This is a genomic window from Mesorhizobium sp. M0340 (assembly GCF_040321535.1).
GTDB lineage: Bacteria > Pseudomonadota > Alphaproteobacteria > Rhizobiales > Rhizobiaceae > Mesorhizobium.
Window position 1 is genome coordinate 78,014 of sequence record NZ_JAMYRR010000012.1, and the last position, 15,902, is coordinate 93,915.

Sequence of the window (15,902 nt, forward strand, 5' to 3'; positions counted from 1 at the left end):
TCCTACGCGTCACGGTCGCTGGCCCTGCGCATCGATCATGGACTTGCTCCAATCCTCGATGAAGCGGCGGCGCAACGCCTCGTCTTGTACGGCAAGTAACGCAGGGCCGATGCGTATGGCGCGCGCGATACCAGACTCCCCAAGTTTTTCCGGGCCGTCCGCTCCCTCAGGCAATTGCCCGTTCTCGGCAAAGAAGAAGGCGCTATCCCTGGCAACCTTCTGTCCCCGGGCCGACAGAAGGTAGTCGAGAAATCGTTTGGCAACGTCCATATTCGGCGCCGTCTTCGGAATGAGCGCGCCACGACTGAGTATCAGCGCATAGTCCCGCGGGACAACGACCCTCAAGTCGGAATTGCCCCTGGCCGCCGCGTAGCCGTATGACCCGATCATATTGTAGCCTATATATAGGCTCCCGTTTGCAACGTCCTGAAGGGTCTCCGCGGTGCAACAACGCACCACAGTTTCCGCTCGGCTCATGCTTTCCAGAAGCCGACCGTAGACCGCCGTCGTCTGCCGCGCATCACTGAACGCCAATAGGTAGCCGATGCCCGAAAGTCGGATGTCGAACGTTCCGACCCGTCCGCGATAAAAATCGATCCGCCGCCTGAGAAGATCGGCGAGTTCGATGTGGGTGCGCGGTACGTCGCCGGACGGCACGAGGCGGGCGTTATAGACGAAGACGGCCGGTTCGTAGGTAAAGCCGAATACCTCGTCGCGCCAGTTTGCCCAATTGGCGACATGCGCGGTTTCGGCCGACACGTGCGGCGCCGCGCAGCCGTCATTGGCGAGCTTCACAAGTTGGTCGACCGACGGAGACAACAAGATGTCGCCCAGCACCGCGTCCGTCCGACAGGCTTCACTGGCACTCCTTTGCAAGTCGTTGGTGACATATTCAACATAGTCGACTGCCACGTTGGGGAAAACGGACTGAAAATCCCGGATCAGTGGTTCCATTGCCGCCAGATCGGTCGCGGCGTGGATCGACAGTCGGTTCTTCTCCGGCTGAGACGAAGGGAAAAATGCGCTGCTTCCTTCAGCAGCTCTTGCCGCGTGACCGATGCATAGGACGACGGCAGCCATCAAACCGAATGTCGGCAATGTTCCCGTTATCATCCGGTCTTCTCCGTCGCGATGGGCAACGTCAAGGTGACGGTGAACCCTTGCGTGCCCTTCCCGCCATCCTTGCTTGTCTCGCGAAAGGTCAGCGCGCCACCGTGAGCCGCCGCAACCTCCGACGCGATGGCGAAACCAAGACCTGCGCTGCCGTCATGAGATTTGGACGTTTCGAAGCGCTGCGTAACCCGCTCCCACTCGCCCCGCGGAATGCCCGGTCCGTCATCTTCGACCTCGAGATGGGCACGTGTACCGTCGCTGCGTACTCTGACTTCAAGGCGCGACACCACTCCATGGCGCAAGGCATTGTCGATGATATTGACGATCGCTTCGCGAAGGCTGACGGCGTCCGCAAGCACGACCGGCTCGTCGTCAGGCGCCTCGAAGGAGACGATGATGTCCGGATCGATAGTTATCGGAACCGCCGCACGGAAAGCGCGCCGTGCGACATCTGCCAGATCGTGCGGCTGAAGCTGCACGGAATCGGCACGATGGATGACCATGGCGTGGCTGAGCAACTGGTTGGTCAGGCGCGCAAGTTCGCTGGCGCGCTGCTGTACGCGATCGAGATGCTGGCGGCTCGACTTGTCCAGCTTGGCTTGACTCAACAGATCGAGCTGCGCCGTTAGCGCCGTCAGCGGCGTTCTGATCTGGTGCGCCGCGTCGGCGATGAAGCGCTGCAGGAGTTCCACGCGCTCGTCGAGCCGACTCATGAAATAATTGATGGAAGTAACGAAGGGCCGCAATTCTCTCGGTACGACGACCGTTACCGGCGTCAGGTCTTGTGCATCGCGACGGCGGAGCGTCGCTCCGAGATGCTTGACCGGTTGCAGAGAATAGCGAATAGCAATCATCGCTCCAGCCAATGCCAATATGCTCATGACCGCCAGGAGGACGGTCGCCCTGAGAGTCAATTCACCCGCGAGCGCGCGGCGGGCTTCCGTGGTCTGCCCAACGATGACATGCGCCCAACCGGATACGGCTGGATCGGACAGTGCGCGCGCCACCACCGCAATCCGAACCGGTTCGCCGCGATAATGCGCCGATTCCAATACCGGGACATCGTGTATTGCGGCCAGATCAACTTCTGTTTGCAGATCGGCATAACCTGTCAGCGTCGCGCCGGAAGGGCCGATCACGCGATAGAAGATGCGATCGCGGCTGGCGAGGCCCAGAAGTTCAAAAGCTGATACCGGCAGGTTGATGATGAGCGAACCGGATTCAACCGTAAGGCTGTCTGCCATCTGGATGGCCGCACCAAGCAGAAGCCGGTCATAGGCGTCATCGGCGGCGGTACGTGCGTAATACGACGCCGCACTCACCAGAAGAGCCGCACCCAAGCCCAGCACCAGCGAGATGCGGACCGCCAGGCGCGTGAAAAGGGAAGGCTCAGCCGGTATCATCGGAAGCCAGCTGATATCCCACGCCCCGCACGGTAACGATCTGCGCCTTGGCGCCTTCCAGCTTCTTGCGCAGCCGCCCGACATAAAGTTCGATCGCGTTCTGATTGGCCGGCTCGTCAAACCCGAAAAGCTGATCGATAAGTTCATCTTTGCTGAAGACGCGGCCTGGCCGCGACGCCAGTATCTCAAGCAACGTCATCTCGCGTCGTTTCAATTGCACCTCGCGCCTGCCTACTCGCACTGAGCGGCTGCCGCGGTCGAGCACGACATCGCCACACTGTACGATGTTGGTCGCCTCGCCGCTTTTCCGCCGGAGCAGAACACGGGCGCGCGCTTCCAATTCCCGGAAATCGAACGGTTTGACCAGATAGTCGTCGGCGCCGAGATCAAGCGCGCCAACGCGGTCCTCTATCTCGGAACGGGCCGTCAACATCAGAACCGGGGTCGTATTCCTTGCCTGCCGGAGCCGTCGAACGATTTCGAACCCGTCGAGGCTGGGCAGCATGACGTCGAGGATGACGAGATCGTAGCAGGTGAAACCGAGGATTTCTGCGGCAGCACGGCCGTCCGTCTCCCAATCGACTGCGTGGCCGATCGTTTCGAAGCGGCGGCTGATAGCCTCGCCAACGTCGCGCGTGTCTTCGACGAGGAGAATTCGCATGCCGGAGCATTTGCACGGAAGCAGCCCCCTATCAAGCGTCACCTCTTTGCGGAGAGGCGCTTGACATCATCTGCAGATCACGCGTTGGCTTCAGCCCTGTTACCGTCAGCAGTTCAAGCTGTCCAATCATTTGAGCTTTATCGACGGGCTGCGTGATGGCGTCTGCCTTCATGTTGATCTGCGCATCCACGCCAAGAACGGGGCGCGTCGGTACATGACCCGCGCTGCAAGCCACGGCTAGACCACGCATTTTGCCGCATTCAACGTATTCGACCGCACCGTGATCAGTCGCTAGTAGATGCACCACCATCGCCATCAGGGGATTATGTTTCTGGCGATCGTGATGCTGATAGCGATTGCGCAATGCCATCATTTGCGCTTCAGAGACGTATCCAATTGCGTCATTAAGAGGATTTCATGCCGACAGGCGATGGCAGTTTGAGCGACATTCTTGGAATCTTGTCGGTTCTCCTACTCGTGGCCGCAAACGGCTTCTTTGTCGCCGCCGAGTTTTCCCTGGTCGCCGTGCGCCGAAGCCGAGTTGCCGAACTCGCTGCGGCTGGGCGGCTGAACGCGGCAGCGCTCCAGCGGGCCGTCGACAATCTCGATGCCAATCTGGCGGCGACCCAGCTCGGCATCACCATTTCATCGCTTGCGCTCGGCTGGATCGGCGAACCTGCTCTCGCGCATCTCGTCGAGCCTCTCTTGATCGGGCTGCTGGGGTCGTTGGCGACTGCGGGCTCACACACTGTCGCCGTCGCGATCGCTTTCATCATCATCACCGCGCTTCACATCGTGCTTGGCGAGCTCGCACCAAAGAGTCTGGCGCTCCAGCGCAGCGAAGACACTGCGCTCTGGGTCGTGCGTCCGCTCGGTCTGTTCCTCTTTCTGCTCAGGCCGGCGATTCTAATGCTGAATGGTCTCGGCAACCTCGTTCTGCGACTCTGCGGCCTGCGCCCGGGAACCGGTGAGGATTCATTGCACTCGCCAGACGAGCTGAAGCTTCTGATCTCGGCCAGTCAGGAAGGCGGGCTGTTGCAGCAGGCGCAGCGGGAGATGGTCGAGCGGGTCTTCAATATCGGCGAGCGCCGCATCAGTGACATCATGACGCCTCGGCCGGATATCGACTGGATCGACGTGAATGATGACCGAACCGAGATTCTTCGTACGATCCGCGATTGCCGCCATGAGCAGCTCCTTGTCGGCAAGGGCGGTATCGATGAACTGCTCGGCATGGTTCTGAAGAAGGACATGCTCGACCAGGTTCTTGACGGGCAGGTTCTCGATCCGATGGCGATCATCCGTGAGCCGCTCGTCGTTCATGAATCAACGCCGATTTTCAAAGTGCTGGAGCAGTTCAGGAAGGCGCCCGTCCGCATAGCAATGGTCCTCGACGAGTACGGAAGTCTGGAAGGAATTGTTACCCAGACCGATTTGCTCGAAGCCATCGCCGGCGACCTGCCCAACATCGAAGGCGAAGAGCCGGATATCGTCGAGTGTGAAGACGGCTCCCTTCTCGTGGATGGTATGATGTCGGCCCAGGACGCGTTCGATCGCCTTGGTTTTCGAGCACGGCCAACTGAAGGCGACTTCCATACGATCGCAGGATTTGCGCTGTTTCGACTAGGGCATCTGCCTGAGGTCGGGGAACATTTTGAGTATGGCGGCTGGCACTTCAAGATCGTGGACATGGATGGCCGGCGGATCGACAAACTGCTCGCACGAAGGAACTCTCCCACGGGGCGGCAAGAAACATCGGAGGTAGATGGGCTCAGAACATAGGCCAATGAATAGGCGGCCATGGGCCTCGTCGAGGTCGCCAGTGCCCGCGAACCAACTGTATCCAACGTGACTGACAGTGATGCACCATCACCCGGTCGACGAAAGGCGAAAGCACCCGCACCACCCCCATGGCGTTGCCGGTCGCCTCGACAACGACCTCGTCCGTCCTGTTCAAGCTGCGGCCAAATCCCTCCAGTCCGGAGCGGGTCATGTCGACCCGTCCGTGATGGCGCAGCCGGCCATCTTCGCAGAAAACCACTTCCGCAAAGGTGCGGTGGATGTCCATTCCAATTACACGTCATTGGCCCCCTCTCTCCTTGAACAATCGGGAGCCGGCGGGCGACGCGACACCTACGGATCCGCGCTCTCGGCGCAACCGGGCAGGTCGCAGGGGCGGCCAGCTACTAACGCGAGCTTGCAGCTTATCGAATACAAGCGGCCTGCCCGCACTTGGCGTGCTCCCGGCGCCGCTGTCCCGGATGGTCACACATAGGCTGAAAATCTCGCATCTCCAGCGGGGGATCAGATGGCACCGTCATGATCATACCGGTTGCCAACCCGATCGAGCGCCTCAACGGCGAGCTCAAGCGGCGCACCGAGGTCATCGGCATCTTCCCAAATGATGACGCCATCGTCCGTCTGGTCGGCGCGATCCTGCTCGAGCAGAACGATGAATGGGCCGTGCAGCGGGCGAGATACATTACGCTGGAAACCATCAGCCAAATGAGCGATGATCCGCTCATCAGCCTGCTGTGGCGCGCTGATCATTCCCGGCCCATGCCGGAAGCTGCGGCGACCAAGCCGTCAACTACACCACTCCCTGGGACACGATCCTGATGCGCTCACGCTTCAAGCCAAGACCGCAATCCAGATAGCGAGCCAATCATGAAATCCGAGACAGCAGCTACCGAAAGCGTTGAGCCGGCGCCTAAGGCTGTTCCATCGGGTTGGCGAGTGTTGATGACACACGAACGTTGGACCGAAGTCGCTCGCATTATATTTACCGGCCTGATGGCCTTTCTGTACTGGCAACAGCTGATTCCCATTCAAGCTTTGTGGGGGGCGGTTGCCATCGGTTTGTATCCGCTTGTCAAGACCGGCGCCGTTGACCTCGTAAAAGAGCGCAAGATCGGTACCGAGATATTCGTCACCATCGCTACGGTGGTAGCGCTGATCGGAGGCGAGACCGTCGCCGGCGCGGTCCTCATGGTGATCATTCTGATCGCAGAGTTCATTGCCGATTTGAATATGGATCGTGCGCGAGCCTCGATCAAAGACCTGATCGGCTCGGTGCCCCAGGTTGCGCTTGTGCGGGACGCAGGTGGCGAACGCATGGTCACGATCGAGAATTTGCGCGCGGGCGACGTTGTCTTGGTGCGGGCCGGCGAGAAGATCCCGGTCGATGGCACCGTCGTCGGTGGAGCGGCTTCGGTCAACGAAGCATCGATCACTGGAGAGAGCATTCCGAAGGACAAGAGCGATGGCGCCGATGTCTTTGCCGGAACCATCGTCGAATCCGGCGCCCTCGACATCGAGACCGAGAAGGTTGGTGCCGACACCACCTTTGCCCGCATCATCAGTCTGGTCGAGAATGCCGAAGCGGAACAGGCACCCGTCCAGAAACTGGCGGATAAGGTCGCGTCATGGCTGATCCCGGTCGTGCTGATCTTCCTCGTTGCGGTTTATCTTTATACCCGCGACGTTCGGATGATCGTCACTCTGCTGATTTTCACATCGCCTGCCGAACTCGGATTGGCGACTCCTCTGGTGATTATCGCAGCCATTGCGCGAGCCGCACGCAGTGGAATTCTGGTCAAGGGGGGCGTCTATCTGGAGTCTTTGGCCAAGGTCGACGTCCTGGTGTTCGACAAGACAGGCACCCTGACGGCGAACAAGCCCGAGGTTGTCGGCGTGGAGATGCAGGACGGCACGCTTTCGGAAGCTGATCTGCTCAGCCTTGCCGCCGCCGCCGATCGGCGCTCCGCTCACCCCTTGGCGAAAGCGGTCGTCAACTATGCCGCCCGGATGAAAATCGATGTCCCGGAACCGGAGCAGTACGAGCAGTTGCAGGCGCGCGGTGTGAAGGCGACGGTCTGCGGACGCACCGTGCTGGTCGGGAATGCATCGTTGCTGCGCGAGGCCGGCGTGCCGCTTTCCGATGCGATCGAAAAGGGCGGACAGACGCCGGTTCACGTCGCGGTCGATGGGAAATTCGCGGGCGTGATTCTGATTGCCGACACATTGCGACCAGGTGCGCGCGAAGCGCTGGCAAAGCTCCGTGCGACCGGGGTCAAGCGCATGGTGATGGTGACGGGTGACAATGAGGCCACAGCGCGGACCATCGCCAAGGAACTCGGCGTGGATGAAGTGCGTGCCAATCTGATGCCGCAGGACAAGGTCGCCGCCATCGCCGAACTGCAAAAGCAGGGCCATCGCGTGGCGATGGTCGGCGACGGGATCAACGACGCGCCGGCGCTGGCACGCGCCGATGTCGGCATTGCGATGGGCGGCGGCGGCACGCAGGCGGCACTGGAAGCCGCCGACATTGCATTGATGAAGGATGATCTGGCAAAAATTGTCAGCGCGCGCGCAATTGCTCGACGTGCTTACCGGACAATTCAGGAAAATATTTTTGTCGGTGTCGGTGTTGTGCACGTTTTGGGCATTACCGCAGCGCTGATGGGCTGGATCGGTCCTATCCAGGCAGCGATTTTGCACTTGGGGCCAGATGTCCTGGTGTTCCTGAATTCGGCAAAACTGCTGCGCGTTCGAATCCAAGATGTTTAGCGCATCTCTTTGGAGCCTAAGGCGCTTGCAGTTCTTTGGACGACAAACGCGTCCAATTCGCATCGTCCACGAAACCGGGCAACCGCAACCAGAGTACGCTTACTGCTGTGGCGCTGGTGGCGGTGTGCCCCCAAACCACCCAGCCGCATACCCGATCACAAACAGCACCACGATCACGGCTGCCACACCGTACCAGAGGCGCCTGTCCGTGAAATTCATCGTTACCTCCAAATATCGCGCTGCGCCTGACGACCCAGCGATTTCTTCGATCCTTTGGTCGTCGTTTTCGTGACGAGCGACTCATCTGATCCCCTGACAGAGTAGGCCAAGTATGGCTTCCAGAGAAGCGCGTAGGCCTGTCTGCGGTGCCAAAGCCGCCGGCTGCAAGCGGCTCGCGGAGGAGCGAGCATCTGGAGGACGCTGGGATCGACCCGAGCTCCATCGGCTTCTTGGCGAGCTCGAAGAAGGCGATATCGTGGTTGTCCGGAAACTAGACCGACTGATGCGGTCACTCAAAGACCTGCTCCTTATCCTTGAGAAGATCGAGGCCGCCGGCGCCGGGTTCTGCTCACTGACCGAGGCAATCGGCACGACCACGACGGCAGGCCGCATGATGATGCGGATGCTCGGTTCCTTCGCCGAATTCGAGCGAGCCATCGTACGGGAACGCACCATGGCGGGGCTTCAAGCGGCCAGGAGCGCGGGCGAAAAGGTGGTCGTCGCCCAAAACTCACGTCCGATCAGCGCTCCGAAATCATCGGCATGCTGAATGATGGTCCACCCGCCGCCGAGATTGCTCGCATCTTCCGAGTTCATAGGGCCACTGTGAGACGTATCGGCGCTCAGACGAAAATGAATGTTCGCTGATTGTGGGTCCAATTGGCCGCTTTCGCAGCGACGTACGCACCGGCCCTCCTCGGACGCGTACCCCCGGCCTGCAGTTCTTGGTATTGTACCAGCTGCCTACGTGGTTGGTTCGGCGGAACACATCCTGGAGCAAAAGAATTCGAACCGAACTAGCCAAAGCGGTCATTCGATTCGTCCGATCGGATGACTGCTACTGGCGCACGTGGTCGGTTGGTGCGTTCAGACATCAGATTGCCTGATGAGGCTCGGGAAGGTCCGGCCGGGGTGGATAGTGTTGAAGAAGTCGGCGATGAAGCCGTGGATCCACTCGCACCGAAGCGTCTTGATTAAGGTCGACGCGACCTCCTCGCCTTAAGTGGCTCGGACGTTTGTTCCGAGGGTGCAAATCTTGGCCAATTTCCTGAGGTTCTGGGCGATGGCTGCAAGGTGGAACTCATCGCGGGCACCACAGGGGCCGCGCAATCGCAATCGATCGAGCTTCAGGATGCGCTTGAGGTGCGCGAACAGCATCTCCACCTTCTTCCGCTGATAGCGTGAGGTCTGGTAGGCGTCTGTCTTTGCGATGTCGCGGGCCATGTCGCGCGCGCCCTCATAGATCGAGCGCAGCACCTTGCGCGCCGGCTCCTTCGGGCAACAGCTGGGCTTCAGGGCACAGGCGTCGCAATCCAGCTTGCTGGCGCGATAGCGCATCATGCCATTCTCGTCGACGAGAGGGTGTGGCATCCGATAGGTCTTCTGGCGCTGCCTGAGCGTCTTCCCGCCAGGACAGATGTATGTATCGGCCTTATGGTCGTAGGTGAAGTCGTCGCGCGAGAAGGTGCCATCCTTGCGCCTAGACTTGTCGAAGACCGGGATATGCGGCTCGATCCCACGCTCATGCACCAACCAGTTCAGCATTTCGGCCGAGCCGTAGCCGGTGTCGGCAATCAGCCGCTCCGGCCAGAGGCCGAGCTCGTCGTGCGCCCGCTCGATCATAGTCTTGGCGGCCGTCACCTCGGCTTGGCGCACCGCGGTCGAGGGCTCCACGTCCACGATGATGGCGTGCTCCACGTCGATCAAATAGTTCGTGCAATAGGCATAGACGGCTGGGCCACCCCAAGCGGCAGTCCAGCGCGCGGCGGGATCAACAGGGGAGACGAACTTGGGCTCCACCGGCGTGGCGGCCCCGAAGGCGGCGTCATCCAGAGTGGCGAGATACTCAGCCACGGCCCGCTTGGCTTTGGGATTGAGGTCCTCGGCCGTTTCGATCCCGCGCTGACGATGGGCGTCGGCGACGATCATGCTGGCATCGACCGCAAAGCCTTCGCCGCCGACGAGCCCTTCAGCTATGCAGCGCCGGACGACGGTCTCGAACAGTTCGCGCAGCAGGTCGGCATCGCGGAAGCGGCCGTGGCGGGTCTTGGAGAAGGTTGAGTGGTCAGGCACATCACCCTCGAGGCCAAGCCGGCAGAACCACCGATAGGCCAGGTTCAGATGTACCTCCTCGCACAGCCGGCGCTCCGAGCGGATGCCGAAGCAATAGCCGACGATCAGCATGCGGATCAGCAGCTCAGGGTCGATCGAGGGACGGCCGATCGGGCTGTAGAAGGGCGCCAGATGCTGGCGGATGGCGGACAGGTCGACGAAGTGGTCGATCGCTCTGAGCAGGTGATCCGCCGGCACATGCCGCTCCAGGCTGAAGCCGTAGAACAGCTCCTCCTGCATCACACTTTGCTCGCCCATCATCGACTCAATCTCCTCTTACGACGAAGATTGAATCAGTGCTTCAGGACTGCTGCAACCCGGACTTTTTCAACACTATCGGTGGAAAACCGCCGTTCAGCGCCCTATGCGAGCACGAAATTCGGCAGTCGAATTGGTGCGTGGAAACGGTTCGGAAGGCAACTGTACACCGAGAAAGGCACAAAGCGGCTCCCACCCTTCGGAGGCCTGATAAGTAAGAAGGCGTTCAGGTGGCAGCGTTGATTTCACGGAAGCGTTATGTGCTTCATAGACAGCGATTGCGTGATCACGGTTATCAAATCGACCGCCAAAGACAGTGTTTCCAACCACCGCCACACCAAAGGACTGTGGATCATTGGTAGCAGCATCCATCGTGAGCCCTATTGTTTGCGCCATGCTGTCATACCAGGCTTCTGGGTCACGAACTGTCAGGATAACCTTTGCATGAGGGTAGTGGTCACTCACTTCGCGCCAAAAATGCGCCGTTGGCCAATCGACCGCGGAAAGATAGCCGGCATATGCCGCATCCCAGGTCGGGAGTTGTCCCTGGCCGGCGGCGCGCCACAGCGCCTTCTGCTCGGGATTGGCGTGGACATCTGCCATGTGATGACACGGCCCGAACCCAAGATGCTCCAACGCGAGCTTCAGCGAATATGTGCCAGTGCGACCCATGCCTGCGCCAATGACATATAGAGCCATGAGCACCCCCAAGGAGATTCAATCGGTCAAAATACCGCTGTTTTCTTTAATTCGCTATTATCTTTGAAGGTTCAGCTCCGAATCGCCTCAAGCCGTAGCGCGCGAAGGTCAGTATTGGAGAAGCGCCGGGAATGGTGGCTCCTGGCGCCGCTGTGGCGAAAGACGCGTGCATCGACACCACTATCCGCTGACGCAGCGCTTGCTCCGGTCGATGACGTGGACGCCTTTCAGGGATGGGAGACAACCGACGGCGAGTTTCCGCCGGGAACGTGATCGCGGTGACCAAAGCCATCTTGAACGGCAAGGCCGTGCAGACCTGCTCCATCAGGCTGCTCGACGTCGACCGCGCGACATTCGAGCAGCGTGGACACAAGCTGGCAAGGCAAGGGGTTAGGCGCCGCGCTGTTGCAAGACGCCGTTCTGCGCACCGCGTTACGCCGCGACGATCCTCGGGATTCGCGGCCTTCTTGTTCATGCCATATCGGACGAAGCGAAAGCCTTCTACGAGCACTACGGCTTTGCGGCTTTCCCGAAAAATCCGATGACCCTTGTGCTCTCGCTAAGGCGCGTTGAAAGAGCGGGCCGAAACGTCTTGTTGTGCACAAGTTGGTAATCGCCTCGTAATCAAGCAGCCGGAAACAGCTTCCAGCGCCGCGGCCTGAATGCCACCCGGCTTTTCTGCGCCGCCGGATGGTCGACGGGCAGCTCGATCTCGACCCGCTGGCGTTCGCCGCCGATTTCGAGTTCCACCCGCCTGGTATCGGCAACGCGGCGGCTGGCGGCGACCGTGCCGGCGATGCAGCCATTGCATTCTTCCACCAGTTCGACATCGTGCGGACGGAAGAAAAGCGTCGCTTCGCCTTGCGGCGCCTGCGGCGCGGACAGCCCGATCGGGCGGTCAACGATCCAGACCTGGCCGTCCTCGACCTTGACCGGGATCGAGCTCGATTCGCCGATAAAGCCATAGACGAAGGGCGAATTCGGTGTGTCGTAGATCTCGTCGGCGGTGCCGACCTGCTCGATGCGGCCCTGGCTCATCACCACGACGCGGTCGGCAAGCTCCAGCGCCTCTTCCTGGTCATGGGTGACGAAAACGGTGGTGTGGCCGGTCGTATCGTGGATGTCGCGCAGCCAGCGGCGCAGTTCGCGGCGCACCTGCGCATCGAGCGCGCCGAACGGCTCGTCGAGCAAAAGCACGGCCGGTTCGATCGCCATGGCGCGGGCCAGCGCCACGCGCTGGCGCTGGCCGCCCGAAAGCTGTGCCGGATAGCGTTTTTCCAGACCGGAAAGCTGAACGAGGTTGAGGAGTTCCGAGGCGCGGCGGCGGATTTCCTTCGCCGACGGGCGTGACGGCCCGTGCCGGACCTTGAGTCCGAAGCCGATATTGTCGGCGACCGTCATATGGCGAAACAGCGCGTAGTGCTGGAAGACGAAGCCGACATTGCGCTCCTGAATCGACTTTTGGGAGGCATCCTCTTCGCCGAAGAAGATCTTTCCGCGTGTCGGCCGCTCGAGCCCGGCGATCAGCCTGAGCAGCGTCGTCTTGCCGGAACCGGAAGGTCCGAGCAACGCGATCAACTCGCCGGACTTGATGTCGAGCGAGATGTCGTGAAGCGCCGGAAACCGCTCAAACTCCTTGCGCACGTTGACAACGCGAACTTCCATCAACCGTCCCTTTTTGTCGATGCATGTCGTTGTCCCAAAACCGCTACGCACTTTTGGGCGACATGCATTCAATGTCCGCGCATCGCGGCGATCTCGGCGCCGTAGCGCATCTCGAGAAGTGTTTTCAAGACCAGCGTGACGAGCGCCAGGCCGGCAAGCAGCGAAGCGACGGCAAAGGCGGCGGCGGCATTGTACTCGTTATAAAGGATTTCGACATGCAGCGGCATGGTGTTGGTCAGCCCGCGTATGTGGCCCGACACGACCGAGACGGCGCCGAACTCACCCATCGCGCGGGCATTGCACAACAGCACGCCGTAGAGCAATCCCCATTTGACGTTGGGCAACGTCACGTACCAGAACGCCTGCCAGCCATTGGCCCCGAGCGACAGGGCAGCCTCCTCGTCGCCATTGCCCTGTTCCTGCATCAGCGGGATCAATTCGCGGGCGACGAAGGGGAAGGTGACGAAGACGGTGGCCAGCACGATGCCCGGCACGGCAAACAGGATGACGATGCCATGCGCTTTCAGCCAGGCGCCGAGCAGGCCTTGCGCGCCGAATAAGAGCACGTAGACAAGCCCCGAAATGACCGGGGAGACCGAAAACGGCAGGTCGATCAGTGTGGTCAGGAACGCCTTGCCCTTGAACTCGAACTTGGCGATCGCCCAGGCGGCGGAAATACCGAAGACGATGTTGAGCGGCACCGAGATCGCCGCGACCAGAAGCGTCAGGCGGATCGCCGAGCGCGTGTCCGGTTCGCCCAGCGCCTGTGTGTAGGCCTCGATACCTTTGGCGAAAGCTTCCTTGAAGACGATTATCAGCGGCAGGAGCAGGAAAATGCCGAGGAAGGCAAAGGTCACGATCATCAGCACGGTTCTCGCCGTGCGGCTCTCGGTCACCGCCGGCGACTGGCTTTCATGGTGCGGCGCGTAGGATTTGATCTCCGGGTCAGCCATAGCGCTTGCGGCTCCAGGTCTGCACCAGGTTGATGACCAGCAGCATGACGAAGGACAGCGCCAGCATGATCGCCGCTATCGCGGTCGCCGCGGCGTAATTATATTCCTCCAGCCGGATGACGATCAGAAGCGGCGCGATCTCGGATTTGAACGGCAGGTTGCCGGCGATAAAGATGACGGAACCGTACTCGCCGACGCCGCGCGCGAAGGCCAGCGCGAAACCGGTGACGATGGCAGGCGCCAGTCCGGGTAGTAGAACGCGGCTGATGATCTGGAAGCGATTGGCGCCGAGCGTGGCGGCCACTTCTTCTACCTCCTTGTCGATCTCCTCCATGATCGGCTGCACGGTGCGCACGACGAAGGGCAGACCGATGAAGACCAGCGCGATGACGATGCCGAGCGGCGTATACGCGACCTTGATGCCGAGCGGCGTCAGCAGGCTTCCGATCCAGCCATTCGGTGCGTAAAGTGTGGTCAGCGCGATGCCGGCAACCGCCGTCGGCAGCGCGAAGGGCAGGTCGACCATGGCATCGGCGATGCGGCGTCCTGGAAAGCTGTAGCGCACCAGCACCCACGCGACGATCGTGCCGAAGACGACGTTGACGGCGGCGGCAATGAAGGCGGTACCGAAGCTGATTTCAAGCGCGTTGATGGTACGGCGATCGGTGATGATCGCCCAGAAATCGGTCCAGCCGAGCGCCGCCGATCGCCAGACCAACCCTGAGAGGGGGATGAGGATGATGGCGTGAGGTAGGCAAGCGAGAAGCCGAGCGTCCATCCGAAACCCGGAATGACGCTCGGCTGTCTGAACCGCCACCCCGCCTTGGCGGGTGTCGTCCTGATCTAGATTTTATCTTACTGCGCTGGCTTGTAGATCTGGTCGAATATACCACCGTCGCCGAAATGGTAAGGCTGCGCCTTCGTCCATCCGCCGAAAATTGGATCGTCGATGCTGATCCGCTTGATTTCCGGCAGTTTGGCGAGATCCTCCGCAGGCACCAGGTCGGGCTTCGCCGGACGGTAGTGGTTCTTGGCGATGATCGTCTGGCCTTCCTTGGAATAGAGATAGCCCAGATAGGCTTCGGCAACTTTGCGTGTGCCCTTAGCATCGACATTGGCGTCGACAACGGCGACCGGCGGTTCGGCGAGGATCGAGGTCGGCGGGATGACGATTTCGAACTGATCGGCGCCGAACTCGTCCAGCGCCAGATAGGCCTCGTTTTCCCAGGCGATCAGCACGTCGCCAAGGCCCTTTTGCGCGAAGGTCACGGTAGAGCCACGCGCGCCGGTGTCAAGCACCGGAACATGGGAATAGAGGTTGCCGACGAATTCCTTGGTCTTGGCTTCATCGCCGCCATCGTTGGTGTTGGCCCAGGCCCAGGCCGCGAGGTAGGCCCACCGGCCACCACCGGAGGTCTTGGGATTGGACGTGATCACCTGGACGCTGTCCTTTGTGAGATCGCCAAAATCGTGAATGCCCTTCGGGTTGCCCTTGCGGACGAGGAGGACGATGGTCGAGGTATAAGGAGCCGAATTGTTCTCGAACTTCGTCCGCCAGTCGGGATTGATCTTCTTCGTTTTCGAGACGATCGCGTCGATGTCGCCTTGCAGCCCCAGCGTCACCACGTCGGCGTCGAGGCCGTCGATCACGGCGCGCGCCTGGGCGCCGGATCCGCCATGCGACTGCTGGACGGTGACGGTCTCGCCCGTCTCGCCCTCCCAGTGAGCGGCGAAGGCCTGGTCGAATTGCTTGTAGAGCTCACGCGTCGGGTCATAGGACACATTGAGAATGGTGGTATCGGCAAACGCGAAACCGAGCGTGCCGAACTGGACAGATGTGGCGACCAGCGCGCCGAGCAGTTTCCTGAAATGAGGTTTGGTCATTTCCGCCTCCGTTGAACTCGCGCCAAATCTACCGATTTGATAGAATTTAGATGCATTCAATGTTGCCTTTTTTGGCCTAGTGAAGCAATTTTTCGCCTATTTTACTCTAAATGAGGAATGTTTTTCCTCACCAGCGTGTCTCGGGATCCTGGGCTCCCGGAGGCGATAATTAGAAACCGCCAGCCCTTCGGCAATGGCCGCGCAGGGTCAACGAGGGTTTCATCCCACGGTGGCCGGCGGAGCTACTCGGCGCCGACGGGAAAGTTGAAGCGTTCTCTTGGAAACGGCTCGTTTTCCAGCGTGAAATGCCACCATTCGCGGGCATAATTGTTGAAGCCGCCGGCGCGCATCGCCTCGACAAGTCTT

The 15,902-nt window shown here is 60.5% G+C and carries 14 protein-coding genes and 4 pseudogenes; 6 read left to right on the top strand and 12 right to left on the bottom strand.

Annotation, left to right across the window (positions count from 1 at the left end):
• Window positions 1–9 precede the first annotated feature (9 nt).
• The 4 genes from NKI79_RS18485 to NKI79_RS18500 are packed head-to-tail and all read right to left on the bottom strand — an operon-like array spanning window position 10 to window position 3,550.
• The gene (locus tag NKI79_RS18485; RefSeq protein ID WP_352803320.1) at window positions 10–1,080 is read right to left on the bottom strand and encodes an ABC transporter substrate-binding protein; all 1,071 of its coding nucleotides are present in this window, start codon (window positions 1,078–1,080) and stop codon (window positions 10–12) included.
• Window positions 1,081–1,109: 29 nt separating this feature from the next.
• Window positions 1,110–2,516 carry a sensor histidine kinase gene (locus tag NKI79_RS18490; RefSeq protein WP_352621859.1) on the bottom strand — a complete coding sequence of 469 codons (1,407 nt, stop codon included), beginning with the start codon at window positions 2,514–2,516 and terminating at the stop codon, window positions 1,110–1,112.
• Window positions 2,503–3,177, bottom strand: a complete 675-nt coding sequence (locus NKI79_RS18495) for a response regulator transcription factor (RefSeq protein ID WP_352621860.1) — start codon at window positions 3,175–3,177, stop codon at window positions 2,503–2,505. Before NKI79_RS18495 ends, NKI79_RS18490 begins: the two co-directional genes overlap by 14 nt.
• A gap of 31 nt (window positions 3,178–3,208) precedes the next feature.
• Window positions 3,209–3,550 (bottom strand): hypothetical protein, encoded by a 342-nt coding sequence (locus NKI79_RS18500; protein WP_352621862.1) that lies wholly within the window; start codon window positions 3,548–3,550, stop codon window positions 3,209–3,211.
• A gap of 44 nt (window positions 3,551–3,594) precedes the next feature.
• On the opposite strand from NKI79_RS18500, the gene NKI79_RS18505 reads away from it, so the two are divergent.
• Window positions 3,595–4,959: a hemolysin family protein gene (locus NKI79_RS18505; protein WP_352621864.1), complete on the top strand. Its 1,365-nt coding sequence runs from the start codon at window positions 3,595–3,597 to the stop codon at window positions 4,957–4,959.
• Window positions 4,960–5,041: 82 nt separating this feature from the next.
• On the opposite strand, the pseudogene NKI79_RS18510 reads toward NKI79_RS18505, so the two are convergent.
• Window positions 5,042–5,245: pseudogene (locus tag NKI79_RS18510) on the bottom strand (IS110 family RNA-guided transposase); the annotation flags it as partial.
• 269 nt (window positions 5,246–5,514) lie between these two features.
• On the opposite strand from NKI79_RS18510, the pseudogene NKI79_RS18515 reads away from it, so the two are divergent.
• The 4 genes and pseudogenes from NKI79_RS18515 to NKI79_RS33260 all read left to right on the top strand — a co-directional run.
• Window positions 5,515–5,709 (top strand): annotated as a pseudogene (locus tag NKI79_RS18515) (transposase); the annotation flags it as partial.
• Between the two features lie 135 nt (window positions 5,710–5,844).
• Window positions 5,845–7,746 carry a heavy metal translocating P-type ATPase gene (locus NKI79_RS18520; protein WP_352621867.1) on the top strand — a complete coding sequence of 634 codons (1,902 nt, stop codon included), beginning with the start codon at window positions 5,845–5,847 and terminating at the stop codon, window positions 7,744–7,746.
• A 331-nt stretch (window positions 7,747–8,077) separates the two neighbouring features.
• Window positions 8,078–8,515 carry a recombinase family protein gene (locus tag NKI79_RS18525; RefSeq protein WP_502894646.1) on the top strand — a complete coding sequence of 146 codons (438 nt, stop codon included), beginning with the start codon at window positions 8,078–8,080 and terminating at the stop codon, window positions 8,513–8,515.
• Entirely contained in the window at window positions 8,509–8,613 is a 105-nt protein-coding gene (locus NKI79_RS33260; RefSeq protein WP_352693738.1) for a hypothetical protein, read from the top strand. The genes NKI79_RS18525 and NKI79_RS33260 overlap by 7 nt, the downstream gene beginning before the upstream one ends.
• A gap of 351 nt (window positions 8,614–8,964) precedes the next feature.
• Here the strand turns inward: NKI79_RS33260 and NKI79_RS18530 are convergent, their stop codons facing one another.
• Both NKI79_RS18530 and NKI79_RS18535 read right to left on the bottom strand, forming a co-directional pair.
• Window positions 8,965–10,338 (bottom strand): transposase, encoded by a 1,374-nt coding sequence (locus NKI79_RS18530; protein ID WP_352473781.1) that lies wholly within the window; start codon window positions 10,336–10,338, stop codon window positions 8,965–8,967.
• Between the two features lie 93 nt (window positions 10,339–10,431).
• Window positions 10,432–11,034 carry a sulfotransferase family protein gene (locus NKI79_RS18535; RefSeq protein ID WP_084643033.1) on the bottom strand — a complete coding sequence of 201 codons (603 nt, stop codon included), beginning with the start codon at window positions 11,032–11,034 and terminating at the stop codon, window positions 10,432–10,434.
• A gap of 360 nt (window positions 11,035–11,394) precedes the next feature.
• On the opposite strand from NKI79_RS18535, the pseudogene NKI79_RS18540 reads away from it, so the two are divergent.
• Window positions 11,395–11,647, top strand: a pseudogene (locus tag NKI79_RS18540) (GNAT family N-acetyltransferase); the annotation flags it as partial.
• An 11-nt stretch (window positions 11,648–11,658) separates the two neighbouring features.
• Here NKI79_RS18540 and NKI79_RS18545 read toward each other — a convergent pair.
• The 5 genes and pseudogenes from NKI79_RS18545 to NKI79_RS18565 all read right to left on the bottom strand — a co-directional run bounded on the left by NKI79_RS18545 (window position 11,659) and on the right by NKI79_RS18565 (window position 15,886).
• The gene (locus NKI79_RS18545) at window positions 11,659–12,699 is read right to left on the bottom strand and encodes a sulfate/molybdate ABC transporter ATP-binding protein (RefSeq protein ID WP_352684761.1); all 1,041 of its coding nucleotides are present in this window, start codon (window positions 12,697–12,699) and stop codon (window positions 11,659–11,661) included.
• A 68-nt stretch (window positions 12,700–12,767) separates the two neighbouring features.
• On the bottom strand, window positions 12,768–13,652 hold the full coding sequence (gene cysW / locus NKI79_RS18550; protein WP_352684764.1) for a sulfate ABC transporter permease subunit CysW: 885 nt from the start codon (window positions 13,650–13,652) through the stop codon (window positions 12,768–12,770).
• Window positions 13,645–14,495, bottom strand: a pseudogene (cysT, locus tag NKI79_RS18555) (sulfate ABC transporter permease subunit CysT). Before cysT ends, cysW begins: the two are co-directional and overlap by 8 nt.
• Before the next feature lie 12 nt (window positions 14,496–14,507).
• Window positions 14,508–15,536 carry a sulfate ABC transporter substrate-binding protein gene (locus NKI79_RS18560; protein ID WP_023722473.1) on the bottom strand — a complete coding sequence of 343 codons (1,029 nt, stop codon included), beginning with the start codon at window positions 15,534–15,536 and terminating at the stop codon, window positions 14,508–14,510.
• A 242-nt stretch (window positions 15,537–15,778) separates the two neighbouring features.
• Window positions 15,779–15,886 carry a M15 family metallopeptidase gene (locus tag NKI79_RS18565; RefSeq protein WP_023722474.1) on the bottom strand — a complete coding sequence of 36 codons (108 nt, stop codon included), beginning with the start codon at window positions 15,884–15,886 and terminating at the stop codon, window positions 15,779–15,781.
• Between the last annotated feature and the right edge of the window lie 16 nt (window positions 15,887–15,902).

Coding starts and splice junctions, on each gene's coding strand:
- NKI79_RS18500 (WP_352621862.1), bottom strand. CDS start 3,550: ATGATGGCATTGCGCAATCGCTATCAGCATCACGATCGCCAGAAACAT.
- NKI79_RS18520 (WP_352621867.1), top strand. CDS start 5,845: ATGAAATCCGAGACAGCAGCTACCGAAAGCGTTGAGCCGGCGCCTAAG.
- NKI79_RS18525 (WP_502894646.1), top strand. CDS start 8,078: ATGGCTTCCAGAGAAGCGCGTAGGCCTGTCTGCGGTGCCAAAGCCGCC.
- NKI79_RS18545 (WP_352684761.1), bottom strand. CDS start 12,699: ATGGAAGTTCGCGTTGTCAACGTGCGCAAGGAGTTTGAGCGGTTTCCG.
- NKI79_RS18535 (WP_084643033.1), bottom strand. CDS start 11,034: ATGGCTCTATATGTCATTGGCGCAGGCATGGGTCGCACTGGCACATAT.
- NKI79_RS33260 (WP_352693738.1), top strand. CDS start 8,509: ATGCTGAATGATGGTCCACCCGCCGCCGAGATTGCTCGCATCTTCCGA.
- NKI79_RS18565 (WP_023722474.1), bottom strand. CDS start 15,886: ATGCGCGCCGGCGGCTTCAACAATTATGCCCGCGAATGGTGGCATTTC.
- cysW (WP_352684764.1), bottom strand. CDS start 13,652: ATGGCTGACCCGGAGATCAAATCCTACGCGCCGCACCATGAAAGCCAG.
- NKI79_RS18485 (WP_352803320.1), bottom strand. CDS start 1,080: ATGGCTGCCGTCGTCCTATGCATCGGTCACGCGGCAAGAGCTGCTGAA.
- NKI79_RS18495 (WP_352621860.1), bottom strand. CDS start 3,177: ATGCGAATTCTCCTCGTCGAAGACACGCGCGACGTTGGCGAGGCTATC.
- NKI79_RS18505 (WP_352621864.1), top strand. CDS start 3,595: ATGCCGACAGGCGATGGCAGTTTGAGCGACATTCTTGGAATCTTGTCG.
- NKI79_RS18530 (WP_352473781.1), bottom strand. CDS start 10,338: ATGATGGGCGAGCAAAGTGTGATGCAGGAGGAGCTGTTCTACGGCTTC.
- NKI79_RS18560 (WP_023722473.1), bottom strand. CDS start 15,536: ATGACCAAACCTCATTTCAGGAAACTGCTCGGCGCGCTGGTCGCCACA.
- NKI79_RS18490 (WP_352621859.1), bottom strand. CDS start 2,516: ATGATACCGGCTGAGCCTTCCCTTTTCACGCGCCTGGCGGTCCGCATC.